Source organism: Sphingomonas faeni (assembly GCF_040407495.1).
GTDB classification, from domain to species: domain Bacteria; phylum Pseudomonadota; class Alphaproteobacteria; order Sphingomonadales; family Sphingomonadaceae; genus Sphingomonas; species Sphingomonas faeni_D.
This window is the reverse complement of the sequence record NZ_JAPZPP010000001.1, coordinates 367,830-381,504: the sequence shown is the minus strand read 5'-3', so window position 1 is coordinate 381,504 and position 13,675 is coordinate 367,830. Positions and strand designations below refer to the sequence as shown.

The window sequence follows — 13,675 nt, the reverse complement described above, 5'->3', positions numbered from 1 at the left end:
TGATTGACGAAAGGTCGTCCGCCGTCGACACTGGCCAAAAGGGGGACACAGGTGTTGACGATTTTCCGCGGGATCATGACGTGTGCGGCGCTGCTGGCGGCATCCGCGGCATCGGAACCAGCAACTGCCGCTGCGGTAAAGATCGGCGAGCGTGCGCCCGACTTCGAACTGACGCTGATCGACGGCAGCAAGGTCCGCAGCGCCGACCTTCGCGGGCAGGTCGTCATTCTGAATTTCTGGGCGACGTGGTGTGGGCCTTGCAAGGCGGAACTGCCGCTGCTCGACAATTACTATCGGCTTCGCAAGGATCATGGGCTGCGCGTGTTTGCGGTGGCGACGGAGGATTCGCTCCCCGCGTTCAAGCTGAAACCGCTGTTCGCGGCCATGGCGATCAGTTCCGCGCGGCGGATCAAAGGACCGTTCGGGGTGATGGGCGCGCTGCCGACCAACTACATCATCGATCGCGCCGGCATCGTCCGCTATGCGAAAACCGGCGCGTTTAGCCTAGATGACCTGAATGGTCTGCTGATCCCCCTGCTGAAAGAGCCGGCGCCTTAACGCGTGAGCGCTGCAACGCCGGGAAGGTCCTTGCCTTCCATCCATTCGAGGAACGCGCCGCCTGCGGTCGAGACGAAAGTAAATGCGTCCGCGACGCCGGCGTGGTTGAGCGCGGCAACCGTATCGCCACCTCCGGCTACCGAGACGAGCGAGCCGCCCTCGGTCAATGCCGCTGCAGTCTTCGCGAGCGCCACGGTCGCCTTGTCGAACGGCGACGTCTCCAACGCGCCGAGCGGCCCGTTCCAGACCAGCGTGCGGCAGTTCTTCAGCACGTCGCCGAGCGACTCGACTGCGGCCGGCCCGACATCGAGGATCATCTCGTCAGCCGCGACTTCATGGACGTTGACGGTGCGCGTGGCGGGGTTCGGCTTGAACTCCTTCGCGACCACGACGTCGTACGGCAGGTGGACGGTGCAGTTCGCCTTGTCCGCCGCTTCCATGATCTGTTCGCAAACGCTCGCAAGCTCGTGCTCGCAAAGGCTTTTACCGACATCGACACCGCGTGCCGCGAGGAAGGTGTTCGCCATGCCGCCGCCGATGATCAGGTGATCTACCTTGGTGACAAGATGCCGCAGCACGTCGAGCTTCGACGACACCTTGGCGCCACCGACGACCGCCGCGACCGGATGCTCGGGCTCGCCGAGCGCCTTCTGGAGCGCATCGAGTTCGGCTTCCATCGCGCGACCGGCGAAGGCGGGTAGGACGTGCGCGAGACCCTCGGTCGAGGCATGCGCGCGGTGCGCTGCTGAGAAGGCATCGTTGACGTAGAGATCGCCAAGGCTTGCAAACCGCTGGACGACAGCCGCGTCGTTGGTCTCCTCGCCGCCAAAGAAGCGCGTGTTCTCCAGCACCGCGATGTCGCCGGGTTGCAGCGTCGCGACAGCGTCATCCGCCCCTTCCCAGTCGATGTAGCGGACTTCACGGCCGAGCACTTCGCTATACGGCTTCACGACCTGCGACAGCGAGAATTCGGGGCTCGGTACGCCCTTGGGACGGCCGAAATGCGCGAGGACGAGGACGATCGCGCCCTTGTCGGCAAGCTCGCCAACCGTCGCGACGGTGGCGCGCAGGCGGGTGTCGTCGGTGACGTGCCCCTCGGCCATCGGCACGTTGAGGTCTTCGCGGACGAGCACGCGCTTGCCCTGGATGTCGCCCATATCATCGAGCGTCTTGAATGGCTTGGTCATGGTTCTTCGATCCTGATCTCATCACCGACGGCAATCTTGCCGTCCATCAAAACTCGGGCGCACGCCCCGCCACGCCAGTCGGGCGTCAGCGCGGCGAACAATCCTGGCGCCAGCGCTTCCATGCGTTCGCACGGATCGGTATGGCGCGTCACCTCCAGCACGACGTCCGCGCCGATACGGAGCCGGGTGCCGGGTATCTGGGGTAGGTCGAAGCCGTCGACCAGCAGGTTCGCCCGGCGTTCGTACCACGGGATGTCCCGGCCGACCTCGGCCATCGCCGCCGCCCAGTCGCTGCGTTCCAGCAACGTGACCTGACGCCGGCCCTTGCCGCCGGGTTTCACATAGCCGCGGAAATCGCCGTGCAGGCCAGCCTCGACGGTGATCTCGACATGGTCGATGACCTCCATCGGGCTCTTGGCGCGGGCGTGGCGCGCGATGCCGGCGATCGAGCCAACCGTCGTTGAGGCCGGGGCCTGAGCCACCGCCCCGTCCCCGTTCGTGTCGAGCGCAGTCGGGACACCATATGTCACGGGAGACGACTTCTCGACTGCGCTCGAAGCGAACGGAACAGGGGACGCATAGATCGCGGGCTTAGATGAACTTCGCCATCGCGGTCGCCGTATCGACCATGCGGTTCGAGAAGCCCCACTCGTTATCGTACCAGCTGACGACGCGGACGAGCTTGCCGTCGATCACCGCGGTCTCTAGGCTATCGATCGTCGACGATGCCGGAGTATGCTGGAGATCGATCGAGACGAGTGGCTCGTCCGACCAGTCGAGTACGCCGACCAGCGGGCCGCTCTCGGAGGCCGCCTTCAGCACCGCATTCACCTCTTCACGCGTCGTATCGCGCGATGGCGTGAAGGTCAGGTCGATCAGCGACACATCCGGCACCGGAACGCGGATCGCCGAACCGTCGAGCTTGCCCTTCAACTCCGGCAGCACTTCAGCGACGGCGCGCGCAGCCCCCGTCGTGGTCGGGATCATCGACATCGCCGCAGCACGGGCGCGACGCAGGTCCGGGTGGATCTGGTCGAGGATCTTCTGGTCGTTGGTATAGGCGTGGATCGTCGTCATCAGGCCGCGCTCGATGCCGATCGCATCGTTCAGCACCTTGGCGACGGGCGCGAGGCAGTTGGTCGTGCACGACGCGTTCGAGACGATCGTATGCTCGGCGGTCAGCTTGTCGTGGTTGACGCCGTAGACCACGGTCAGGTCGACGTTCTTGCCCGGTGCCGAGATCAGTACCTTCTTCGCGCCGGCATCGAGATGCTTCTGGCAGCTCGCTTTGTCGGTGAAGAAGCCGGTGCATTCCAGCACGATATCGACGCCCAGTTCGGCATGCGGCAGGTTGGCAGGGTCGCGCTCGGCGGTCACGCGGATGCGCTTGCCGTCGACGACCAGTTCGTTGCCTTCGGCCGAAACCTCACCCGGATACTTGCCGTGGACGCTGTCGCGCTTGAACAGCCAGGCGTTCGACTTGGCATCGCCGAGATCGTTGATCGCGACGAGTTCGAGTGCGCCGTTCGACTGTTCGAGTACCGCACGGGCGACGAGACGGCCGATGCGCCCGAAACCGTTGATCGCAACCTTGACCGTCATTGCCGTATCTCCGCTAACGCCCGCGAGTCCGTTCCGGGCGCGCAGCCTTTGCGGGGCGGTGGGGCGCCCTGTCAACACCGTGGATGGTGATGGGTTTCGCCTAAACCGACTTGTCGCACCCCCCGTCCATGCTATCTCGCATGGCATGTCAGAAACACTTCCCGACGGACCAACTGCCGTCGAACGGATCGACGCCGCGATCGCACGGATCGAATCCGCCATTGTAGCCCGCACCGAAGCCGGCGACGCGCTCGCCAAGCGCCACGCCGCCCTCAAGGCGCGGATGGCCGAAGCCGTCGCCGCGCTCGACGACGTCATCACCCGCGGGAGCCCCAACTGATGGCCCAGGTCATGCTCGATATCGGTGGCCGCCCGCACGCCGTCGCCTGCCGTGACGGCGAAGAGTCGCGCGTGCGCCTGCTGGGTGCGATGGTCGCCGAACGCTGGGCCACCGCGGACCGGGCGGCGGGCGGTCTTAGCGCCGAGCGCGCGATGCTGTTCGTCGCGCTGATGCTCGCCGACGACCTCGACGAAGCCGCGCATCGCCCGCCCGAAGGCTCGGCGGTCAGCGAGATCGCGCTGACGCGGATCGCAGATCGTCTCGAAGGGCTTGCCGAAGCTCTCGAACACACGCCCCTTGAGCTTAGCCCGCCCAACGCCTAGATTGGCTGTGGCGGGTTCTGCCCGGTACGAGCCTTTATTATCCCTGAGGCTATTCATCATCCATAGGGGGCTGTCCCTGTTAGGATCCTGGTCCGAAGCACATGGTCCCCACCTGACGTACCGTGCGTCAGTGGATAACCCGGCACACGGCCATGGTGGGCCCGCCACACCACCATCTCCCCCCTATCTCAGGGTCGCAAGCGCATGACCGACAAGAGCGCGCTGAGAGCCTCGCTCCGCGCCGCGCGGGAAGCGCACCCGTCGGTCGAACTTCCGGTGCCCTCGGCGTTTCTGGCACGGCTGAAACCCGGATTGACGGTCGCCTCCTACGTCCCGTTCGGCGGCGAGGCCGATCCTTCTCCCTTCGCGCGCGCCGCGGTCGATGCCGGATGCATCATCGCACTGCCCCATATCGTCCGCCGCTCGCTGCCGATGCGCTTCCTGTCCTGGGCGACCGAGGCAGCGCTGATCGCCGGACCGTTCGGGCTGCACCAGCCCGCCGAAGATGCGGCCGAACTCGAACCCGACATCATCCTGACCCCGCTCGTCGGCTTCGATCGCAGCGGCAACCGGATCGGCCAGGGCGCCGGCTATTACGACCGCGCCTTCCTCGCGCACCCGAACGCCTGGCGTGTCGGCATTGCGCTATCGGTGCAGCAGGTCGATAGCCTCACCCCAGACCCGTGGGACGTCCCGCTCCACGCCATCGCCACCGAACTAGAATGGATCACGCCATGACGCCCACCTGGCGCAAACCCGTCGGGATGCTTGGCATCCTGCTGCTGATCCTGGTGTGGTGCGTAGCCATCGTCAGCTTGTCGAACATCGTCGGCAGCTGGCACTGGCTGGGGCAGTTGGTGTTCTACCTGTTCACCGGCCTGATCTGGATCGCTCCGTTGAAGCCGGTCCTGCGCTGGATGGAGCTCGGGCGGTAGAGCCTGCCAGCTCCCGCTCTGCTCGACACGCTGCTGTCCCCTGCGGGGCTCGCGAGACACGCCCCTCCACCGTTAGTCCTGAGTAGCCATCGAGTAGTCGCCGTAGGCGGCGTATCGAGAGGGCGTATCGAAGGACAGTTGGGGCGCGGAGCACATGCTTCGATACGAGCCCTCGATGCGCTTCTTACGAAGCTACTGGGTCTCTACCCGGTACAAACGGTATGTAGGGTTATCCTGGCTTCGGCGGCAGGACGGAATGCTCTCGGCATCCAAAACTTTGAAGGGTCTCGGCCACCCATTAGGGTGGCGCGAGTGACGGGACTCGAACCCGCGACCTCCGGCGTGACAGGCCGGCGCTCTAACCAACTGAGCTACACCCGCATTCCCAATGACGAACCCTAGCGCCCCAAGGACACGCGGGAAGGCTCGTCAAAACCTCAACACAATCTCGAACCATCTACCCGGTCAGGGCAAACGATGGCGCGAGTGACGGGACTCGAACCCGCGACCTCCGGCGTGACAGGCCGGCGCTCTAACCAACTGAGCTACACCCGCTGAAACAGCGTGGAGGCGGCAACTAGGCGAGGGTTCGGACACCGTCAACCCAAATTATCCGCCAGTTTCACGTTGTGCCTCGGGCGGATCGCCACGACGACGGTTTCGCCCGGTCTTGGGCTGCACCAGCGTCCCGTGCTCGAACAGGAAACCGGCGATATCGGGCTTCCCAGCGGCCTTCACGATCGTCTGGATGATGATCAGCAGCGGCACCGCAAGCAACGCCCCCGACGTGCCCCACACCCATCCCCAGAAGCTTAGCGAGATCAGGATCAGCAACGGGCTGATCGTCAGCCGGTGCCCGACCACGAACGGCGTGATCGCGTTCGCCTCTACCAGATGCAGTCCGTACATCAGCGCCGGCGGCAGCATCGCCATCCAGATGTCAGAGAACGTCATCAGCCCGCCCAGTGCGAGCAAGAACGCACCGATCACCGGCCCGAAATACGGGATGTAATTGAGCAGCGCGACGATCCCGCCCCACATTGCCGGATACGGCATGCCGATGAACCACAACGCCGTCCCCGTGACGATCCCGAGCACGATGTTGATCAGCGTGATCGTGCCTAGATACGCGGACACGTCGTCGACGATATCCTGGATTACGCGAGCGGTCGCCATCGCTCCGTCGAAGCTGGTCCGCCCGGTGATCGTCTGCCGCCGCATCCGCGTCCATCCCGAGAGGAAGAAGAACACGATCAGGACACCGAACAGGAATTGCACGATGACGGCCGGCGCCGACGTCGCGGCGAGTTCGAGGATCGACCCTGGTGCCGCAACCCCCGCGGTCGCAGGCTGCTTGATCGGCGTCGACGCGACCTGACGCAGCGTCTTGTTCACGTATTTCTCGAGGCTCGAATACAGGTCGAGCAGCGGTGCGAGGTTGCTCTGGATCCGGTCCAACCGGGTCGGCAGCAGGCGGAAGAAGTCGGTCGCGGGCACAAGGATCGCGGCGATCGCGATGTTCGCCGCAATCAGGAACACCAGCAGACACAATATCGCGGCCAGCGGCGACGGTACGTGACGCCGCTCGAGCCATTCCAGCACCGGCACCAGCGCGACGGAGATCACCAGCGCGATGGTCAGTGGCAGAAAGAACTCCGCGCCCGCTTTCAGCGCGAACGGTGTAGCGAGGATCAGCCCGACGCCGGCAGTCAGCGTCAACGCCGCGAGCAATCGATCGCGCCGCTGCGCGATCCGCATCGCATCCTCGACCCCGACCGCGATCGGCAGCCCGAACGCACTCTCGGCCGGCGGACCTTCCGCAACGACGCCGTCCCCGCCCCCCGGCTGGTGCGTTTCCTGGCGAAGACCCTCGTCCGTCATGGCAATTCCTTTGCCACTCCCATTCCGTAATCCCGGCCGGCATTCAAGCGGCGCGCGGTGCCAGCGCGATGGAATTCCTCGAAAAGACCGTGTTATGTCCGATCATACCTTGCTCCGGAGACACTCGATCTCCGTCATCCTGACGAAAGTCAGGACCTAGAGCCAAAAAGTGCGGCCCTCCGTTACCCTGGGTCCTGACGTTCGTCAGGATGACGGAGCAGTATCAGGGATGGCCTCCTACGCCGACACCCCCACCCGGTCCTCGAACAGCACCTGCAGATCTTTCTTCAAGATCTTCCCGTTCGCATTCCGCGGCAACGTCTCGTGGACGAAGCGTATCGCGACCGGCGTCTTGAACGCCGCCAGATGTTGCCGCACCCAGCCCTGCAACTCCGCCTCGGTCGTCACCGCCCCCGGTGCGAGATGGACCACCGCCGCCGGCTCCTCGCCGAGGATCCGGTGCGGAATGCCGATCAGCGCCGCGTCGGTCACCGCGGGGTGCGCGTAGAGGACATTCTCGACCTCGCTGGAGTAGATGTTCTCGCCGCCGCGGATGATCATGTCCTTGGCCCGGTCGACGATGTAGCAGAACCCCTCTTCGTCGAGGCGAGCGAGATCGCCGGTTCGGACCCAGCCGTCGACGAAGGTCGCGGCGGTCGCGGCGGGCTTGTTCCAGTATCCCTTCACGATCATCGGGCCGCGTGCCCAGAGCTCGCCGACTTCGCCCGGAGGCATCTCCGTCACGCCGTCGTCCGCCATGATCTTCAGGTCGGCCGCCGCGACCGGAGGCCCCGCGCTGGTCGGGCGGTTGAGATAGTCCTCGCCGCCGTGATGCGTGACGGTCGCCATCGTCTCGGTCATGCCCCAGCCATTGCCGGGCATCGCGCCGAACTCGGCGTAGATGCGCTTCACCAGTTCGGGCGCAGCGGGCGCGCCGCCATAAGCGATCGATTCGAGCGACGAGAGATCGTAGCGGCCACGGTCGGGGTGCTCCAGCAGCTGCCAGGCGATCGTCGGCACGCCGCCGGTGATGTTGACCTTCTCGCGCTCGATGATCTCCATCGCGCGGATCGTGTCCCATTTCCGCATGAAGATCATCGTGCTGCCCGTCGCGATGACCCCCATCATCCCCGCCGAGCAGGCGGTGACGTGAAACAGCGGGATCACCGTCAATGTCACACGCGGCGTCGGCTCGGGTGGCGCCTCGCCGCGGCGCAGGAACGAGCGCGCCGACGAATAGCCGCCCGACAGGATGTTCGACATCATGTTGCGGTGCGTGCCGAGCGCCCCCTTCGGCGCGCCGGTGGTGCCGCTGGTGTAGAAGATCGTCGCGTCGTCGTCGGGCGCGATAGTCGCTTCGGGCAGGCCGATATCGGGCAATGCCGCCCAGTCGTGTGGGATGCCGATCACGTCCTCCAGCCGCGTCACGATCCCGGTCAGCGGCTCCGCGGCGCGTGCGACGAACACGTGCTCCAGCGCCGGCAACGTCGCGTAGGCCGCCTCCAGCCGGTGATGCCGCTCGTCGTCGGTGATCAGCACGCGAGCGCCCGAATCGGCTAAGCCGTATTCCATCTCCGCGCCGGTCCACCACGCGTTGAGCGGCACCATGATCGCGCCGATGCTCGCGCCTGCGAAGAACGCGACCGGCCATTCGGGCAAATTGCGCATCGCCAGCGCGACGCGGTCGCCGGGACCGATCCCCATTTCGCGCAACCGGTGCGCGAGCACCGCGATCGCCCGAAAGTTCGCCTCGTAGGTGACGCGCTCGTCCTCATACGCCGTGAAGACCCGTTCGCCATGCGCCCGCGCCGCCTCGGCCAGCCAGCGCAGCGACGGCGGCGCGTTCTTCCAGATGCGCGTCTCGATGCCGCCGATCGTCAGCATCTCCATTTCGAACTTCGCGCCTGGGGCGGTCAGCAGTCGCTCGGCATCGGCGAGCGACATCGCCGGCCAGGAGGGATCGAGTGCGATGATCGGTTCGCTTGCCAAGACCGGTTGACTCCAGAGTTGAATTTCGGGTTTGGCTTATCGCCTGTTCGAAGACAGGTTATAGTTGATTCCTGCCGCACTCAAGGCAATAGAGGCACCAAGTTCGAACTAGGGGTATGGAGCGGATCATGGCACGGACGGCCAAATCGTGAAAATCGCTGAACCTGCCGCGCACGGCTTCGATGCGAGCCGATTGGCGGCGATCGATACGCTGCTCCAGACGCGCTACATCGATTCGGGCAAGCTGCCGAACGCGCAATTGCTGATCGCGCGTGACGGCGAGATCGTCCATTTTTCGAACGCGGGCGCGGCGCGTGAGGGCGGCAAGAGCGTCGACGAAGGATCGCTGTTCCGGATCGCGTCGATGACCAAGCCGATCACCTCGGTCGCGTTCATGATGCTGGTCGAGCAGGGCCTCGTCGCGGTCGATACGCCGGTCCACCACGTGCTGCCCGAGTTCAAAGATATCGGCGTCTATGACGGCGGTGGCGGCGGCGTGCCGTTCATGACCAGGCCGACCGCCGAACCGATGCGGATGATCGACCTGCTCCGCCACACCTCGGGGCTGACGTATAGCTTCCAGAACCGCTCGAACGTCGACGCCGCTTACCGCGAGGGCAAGATCGAAGGTTGGCATGGCGGGTATGACCTCGACGGGTTCATCGGCGCGCTGGCGAAGATCCCGCTTGAATTCTCGCCCGGCACCGCGTGGAATTATTCGGTCGCGACCGACGTCCTGGGCGCGGTAGTGCAGCGCGTGTCGGGCCTGCCGCTCGACCAGTTCTTCAAAGAACGCATCTTCGCGCCGCTGAAGATGGACGACACCTTCTTCAAGGTTCCCTCCGAGAAGCTCGATCGTCTCACCGATTGCTACTCGCTCGCGCCGGGCAAGGGTCGCGTGATGTACGATCGTGGTGCGGAAAGCGCATGGAGCCGGCAGCCGAAGCTCGTTTCCGGCGGCGGCGGGCTGGTCTCGACGGCGCTCGATTACCACCGCTTCAACACGATGCTGCTCAACGGCGGCGAACTCGACGGCGCGCGCATCCTCGGACGCAAGACGCTCGACCTGATAACGCAGAACCACCTGCCCGGAAAATCCGATCTCGCGGCGATGTCGAAGTCGCTGTTCAGCGAGGCCTCGAACGCCGGTACCGGCTTCGGGCTCGGGTTCGCGATCACGGACGACGTCGCGAAGACGATGGTGCCGGGGTCGAAGGGCGAATTCTACTGGGGCGGGATGTTCTCGACCGCGTTCTTCGTCGATCCCGTCGAACGCCTGTCGATGGTGTTCATGACGCAGCTTTCGCCGAGCAGTTTCTATCCCATCCGCCGCGAACTGAAGACGATGATCTACGCGGCGATGACCTGATCCCCCAACGGCCGTCATCCCGGCGGACGCCGGGACCCAGGGCCGCACGCACACCGAATTTGGCTCTGGGTCCCGGCGTTCGCCGGGATGACGGGGCCGGCACCAGGAGACAAGAATGACCAGCCCGATCCGCACCGAACGCCATGACGACGTGCTCGTCATCATCTCGAACAACCCGCCGGTTAACGCGCTCGGCGCCGCGGTGCGGCAGGGTCTCGAAGCCGCGATCAAGGAGGGCGTGAACGACGACAGCATCACCGCGATGGTGATCCGCTGCGACGGCCGCACGTTCTTCGCAGGCGCGGACATAACCGAGTTCGGCAAGGAAATGGTCGAGCCCGGCCTGCCGACCGTCGTCGACATGATCGAGGCGTCGTCGAAGCCCGTCGTCGCGGCGATCCACGGCACCGCACTCGGCGGTGGCTGCGAAGTGACGCTCGGCTGCCATTACCGCGTCGCCGTTCCCTCGGCGAAGATCGGTACGCCCGAGGTGAAGCTCGGTCTGCTCCCCGGCGCGGGTGGCACGCAGCGTATCCCGCGGATCGCCGGCGTGAAGCTCGCGCTGGAGATGACCGCGAAGGGCGATCCGATCTCGGCGAAGAAGGCGCTCGATGCTGGCCTGATCGACAAGATCGTCGGCGAGGACTCGCTCGAAGCCGATGCCGTCGCGTTTGCGCGCGAGATCGCGACCAAGCGCCCCCTGCCCCGCGCGTCCGAGAAGACCGCGCAGGCCGATCCGGATGCCGTGGCTGCGTTCAAGAAGGAGAACGCCCGTCGTTTCCGTAACTTCGACGCGCCGGCCGCCAACATCGCCTGCGTCGAGAAGGCCACCGATGGCTCCAGCTTCGAAGAGGGCATCGCCTTCGAACGCCAGGAATTCATGAAGCTCATGATGGGCGTGCAGTCGGCCGCACAGCGCCACATCTTCTTTGCCGAGCGTCAGGCGGCCAAGATCGACGACGTCCCCGCCGACACCAAGCTGCGCAAGATCAAGCGCGTCGGCGTGATCGGTGCGGGCACGATGGGCGGCGGCATCTCGATGAACTTCCTGTCCGCGGGCATCCCCGTGACGATCGTCGAGATGCAGCAGGACGCGCTCAACCGCGGCACCGGCGTCGTGCGCAAGAATTACGAGGCGACCGCCGCGAAGGGCCGGATGAAGCCCGAACAGGTCGAACAGGCGATGGGTGCGCTGAAGCCGACGCTCGACTTCGCCGATCTGGCGGAATGCGACCTGATCATCGAGGCGGTGTACGAGACGATGGAGGTGAAGAAGGAGATCTTCACCAAGCTCGACGCGATCGCAAAGCCGGGCGCGATCCTGGCGTCGAACACCTCGTATCTCGACATCGATGCGATCGCGGCCTGCACCAAGCGGCCCGAGGACGTGGTCGGGATGCACTTCTTCTCGCCGGCCAACGTAATGAAATTGCTTGAGGTCGTGCGCGGCGACAAGACCGCGGACGACGTGCTGGCGACCGTCATGGCGCTCGCGAAGAAGATCAAGAAGGTCGCCGTGGTGGCGGGCGTCACCTACGGGTTCATCGGCAACCGCATGCTGATGCCGCGTCAGGTCGAGGCGACCAAGCTGCTGCTGGAAGGCGCGAGCCCGGAGCAGATCGACAAGGTCCATGTCGCGTTCGGGATGCCGATGGGGCCGTTCCAGATGAGCGACCTGGCGGGCGTCGACATCGGCTGGCACCGCGACCCGAGCCGGATCGAGAACATCCGCGATGCGCTGGCGGCGGAGAACCGCTGGGGCCAGAAGACCAAGGCGGGCTTCTACGATTACGACGAGAAGCGGACGCCGTCGAACTCGCCGCGCGTGACCGAGATCATCGACGATTTCCGCAAGAAGTCGGGCGTGACGCCGCGCGAGATCAGCGACGAGGAGATCGTCGTGCGGACGCTCTACACGATGGTCAACGAAGGCGCGCTGATCCTCGAAGAGGGCAAGGCACAGCGCGCGTCGGACGTCGATGTGGTCTGGATCTACGGATATGGCTGGCCGGTGTACCGTGGCGGGCCGATGTTCTGGGCGCAGTCGGAGGGGTTGGCGAAGGTCGTCGCGGGGCTCGAGAAATACGGGTTCCCGGTGGCGAAGTCGCTGAAGGATGCCGCGGCATCGGGTGGTCGACTGAAGTGATCGGTCGCGGTCGTTCCTTTCGGGCAACCGCACGCTGATGGAGCGGTCCGCGCTCCAGACGGCAGCGGCGATCCGTGCAGGCGAGACGACCGCGCTCGCGGAGTGCGATGCGGCGATCGCGCGGATCGAGGCGCGCGACGGTGCGATCAACGCCGTCGTCGTGCGCGATTTCGTGCGGGCGCGAGAGGCGGCGCGGGCGCTCGATGCGGAGGGTCCCGACGATCGGCCGCTGTTCGGCGTGCCGATGACGGTGAAGGAATCGTTCGACGTCGCCGGGCTGCCGACCAGCTGGGGCGTCGGGGTCCACCGCGACAATATCGTCGACTGCGATGCCGTGGCCGTAACCCGGCTGAAGGCAGCGGGCGCGGTGATCCTCGGCAAGACCAACGTGCCGGTGCTGTTGAGCGACTGGCAGGCGGACAATCCGATCCATGGCCGGACGAACCATCCGCTCGACCCGACGCTGACACCCGGCGGATCGTCGGGTGGTGCCGCGGCGGCGCTCGCGTCGGGGATGGTACCGCTCGAGCTCGGCTCCGATATCGGCGGCTCGATCCGTGTGCCAGCCGCGTTCTGCGGCGTTTGGGGGCATAAGCCGACTTATGGCGCCTTGTCCGATCTCGGCCACCGCGTGCCCGGCACCGACGGGGCAAGCGCGGCTCTCGGCGTGATCGGACCGCTCGCGCGCAATCCCGAGGATCTGGCCGTTGCGCTGGACATCCTCGCCGACATCCCCTTGCCGCGCGCGACCGTCGACTTAGCCCGACCACGCATCCTGCTGCTCACCGCGCATCCCTCGGCACGCGTCGATTCGTCGATCGTCGGCGCGATCGGGCGCGTCGGTGAAGCCCTCGCTGCGGCCGGCGCCATCATTTCAAGCGCACCCCCGCCGATCGACCTCGCTGCTCAGCATGCCGACTATATGCGGATGCTCGGCATCGCGATGACCCGCGGCGGGCCTGCACGCGACGGCAAGGTCGCGACGCTGTCGCACTGGTTCGACCTGCTCGACTCGCAGGCGCGGCTGCAACGCGCATGGGGCGCGCTGTTCGAAGAGTTCGACGCGGTGATCGCGCCCGCCAGCGGCGTGAACGCCTTCGCGCACATCGCCGAACGCAACGTCGCGCGGCGGACGCTGTCGATAGACGGCGAGGACACCCCGTTCGGCGTCCAGTTCGCCTGGGCGGGCATCGCCACCTTCCCCAATCTGCCCGCGACCAGCGTGCCCGTCGGGACCGACCCGCGCGGCCTGCCGATCGGCGTGCAGGTCATCACCAACCGTTACCGCGACCACGACGCGATCGCCGTCGCCGCGCTGTGCAATCGACTAAGCAGGAGCTGATCC

At 65.7% G+C, this 13,675-nt stretch carries 13 protein-coding genes and 2 tRNA genes; 8 read left to right on the top strand and 7 right to left on the bottom strand.

What is annotated here, in order from left to right:
* Positions 1 to 75 precede the first annotated feature (75 nt).
* Positions 76 to 558 (top strand): TlpA family protein disulfide reductase, encoded by a 483-nt coding sequence (locus O6W96_RS01855; RefSeq protein ID WP_353468498.1) that lies wholly within the window; start codon positions 76 to 78, stop codon positions 556 to 558.
* Here the strand turns inward: O6W96_RS01855 and O6W96_RS01850 are convergent.
* The 3 genes from O6W96_RS01850 to gap form a co-directional block, all read right to left on the bottom strand.
* Positions 555 to 1,745, bottom strand: coding sequence for a phosphoglycerate kinase (locus O6W96_RS01850; RefSeq protein WP_353467984.1), 1,191 nt, complete (start codon positions 1,743 to 1,745; stop codon positions 555 to 557). The two genes, O6W96_RS01855 and O6W96_RS01850, sit on opposite strands and share 4 nt — an antisense overlap.
* The gene (locus O6W96_RS01845; protein WP_353468497.1) at positions 1,742 to 2,152 is read right to left on the bottom strand and encodes an MOSC domain-containing protein; all 411 of its coding nucleotides are present in this window, start codon (positions 2,150 to 2,152) and stop codon (positions 1,742 to 1,744) included. The genes O6W96_RS01850 and O6W96_RS01845 overlap by 4 nt, the downstream gene beginning before the upstream one ends.
* Before the next feature lie 184 nt (positions 2,153 to 2,336).
* Positions 2,337 to 3,347: a type I glyceraldehyde-3-phosphate dehydrogenase gene (gene gap, locus O6W96_RS01840; protein ID WP_353467983.1), complete on the bottom strand. Its 1,011-nt coding sequence runs from the start codon at positions 3,345 to 3,347 to the stop codon at positions 2,337 to 2,339.
* Positions 3,348 to 3,492: 145 nt separating this feature from the next.
* Between gap and O6W96_RS01835 the strand changes: the two genes are divergently transcribed.
* From O6W96_RS01835 to O6W96_RS01820, 4 genes are all read left to right on the top strand, one after another.
* On the top strand, positions 3,493 to 3,687 hold the full coding sequence (locus O6W96_RS01835) for a hypothetical protein (protein ID WP_353467982.1): 195 nt from the start codon (positions 3,493 to 3,495) through the stop codon (positions 3,685 to 3,687).
* Positions 3,687 to 4,010 carry a cell division protein ZapA gene (locus O6W96_RS01830; RefSeq protein ID WP_353467981.1) on the top strand — a complete coding sequence of 108 codons (324 nt, stop codon included), beginning with the start codon at positions 3,687 to 3,689 and terminating at the stop codon, positions 4,008 to 4,010. The genes O6W96_RS01835 and O6W96_RS01830 overlap by 1 nt, the downstream gene beginning before the upstream one ends.
* Before the next feature lie 204 nt (positions 4,011 to 4,214).
* On the top strand, positions 4,215 to 4,748 hold the full coding sequence (locus tag O6W96_RS01825; RefSeq protein ID WP_353467980.1) for a 5-formyltetrahydrofolate cyclo-ligase: 534 nt from the start codon (positions 4,215 to 4,217) through the stop codon (positions 4,746 to 4,748).
* Positions 4,745 to 4,945 carry a DUF2842 domain-containing protein gene (locus O6W96_RS01820; RefSeq protein WP_056048481.1) on the top strand — a complete coding sequence of 67 codons (201 nt, stop codon included), beginning with the start codon at positions 4,745 to 4,747 and terminating at the stop codon, positions 4,943 to 4,945. Before O6W96_RS01825 ends, O6W96_RS01820 begins: the two co-directional genes overlap by 4 nt.
* A 304-nt stretch (positions 4,946 to 5,249) precedes the next feature.
* Here O6W96_RS01820 and O6W96_RS01815 read toward each other — a convergent pair.
* The 4 genes from O6W96_RS01815 to O6W96_RS01800 form a co-directional block, all read right to left on the bottom strand.
* Positions 5,250 to 5,326, bottom strand: a tRNA-Asp gene (locus tag O6W96_RS01815).
* A gap of 97 nt (positions 5,327 to 5,423) precedes the next feature.
* A tRNA-Asp gene (locus O6W96_RS01810) sits at positions 5,424 to 5,500 on the bottom strand.
* Positions 5,501 to 5,554: 54 nt separating this feature from the next.
* Complete coding sequence (locus O6W96_RS01805) at positions 5,555 to 6,703, bottom strand: AI-2E family transporter (RefSeq protein ID WP_353468496.1); 1,149 nt, start codon at positions 6,701 to 6,703, stop codon at positions 5,555 to 5,557.
* 360 nt (positions 6,704 to 7,063) lie between these two features.
* A complete protein-coding gene (locus tag O6W96_RS01800) occupies positions 7,064 to 8,770 on the bottom strand; it encodes a class I adenylate-forming enzyme family protein (protein WP_353468495.1) in 1,707 nt (568 codons plus the stop codon).
* Positions 8,771 to 8,963: 193 nt separating this feature from the next.
* Between O6W96_RS01800 and O6W96_RS01795 the strand changes: the two genes are divergently transcribed.
* From O6W96_RS01795 to O6W96_RS01785, 3 genes are all read left to right on the top strand, one after another.
* Complete coding sequence (locus O6W96_RS01795; protein WP_353467979.1) at positions 8,964 to 10,184, top strand: serine hydrolase domain-containing protein; 1,221 nt, start codon at positions 8,964 to 8,966, stop codon at positions 10,182 to 10,184.
* Between the two features lie 115 nt (positions 10,185 to 10,299).
* Positions 10,300 to 12,330, top strand: a complete 2,031-nt coding sequence (locus O6W96_RS01790) for a 3-hydroxyacyl-CoA dehydrogenase NAD-binding domain-containing protein (RefSeq protein ID WP_353467978.1) — start codon at positions 10,300 to 10,302, stop codon at positions 12,328 to 12,330.
* A 37-nt stretch (positions 12,331 to 12,367) separates the two neighbouring features.
* Complete coding sequence (locus O6W96_RS01785) at positions 12,368 to 13,672, top strand: amidase family protein (RefSeq protein WP_353467977.1); 1,305 nt, start codon at positions 12,368 to 12,370, stop codon at positions 13,670 to 13,672.
* The last annotated feature ends 3 nt before the right edge of the window (positions 13,673 to 13,675 follow it).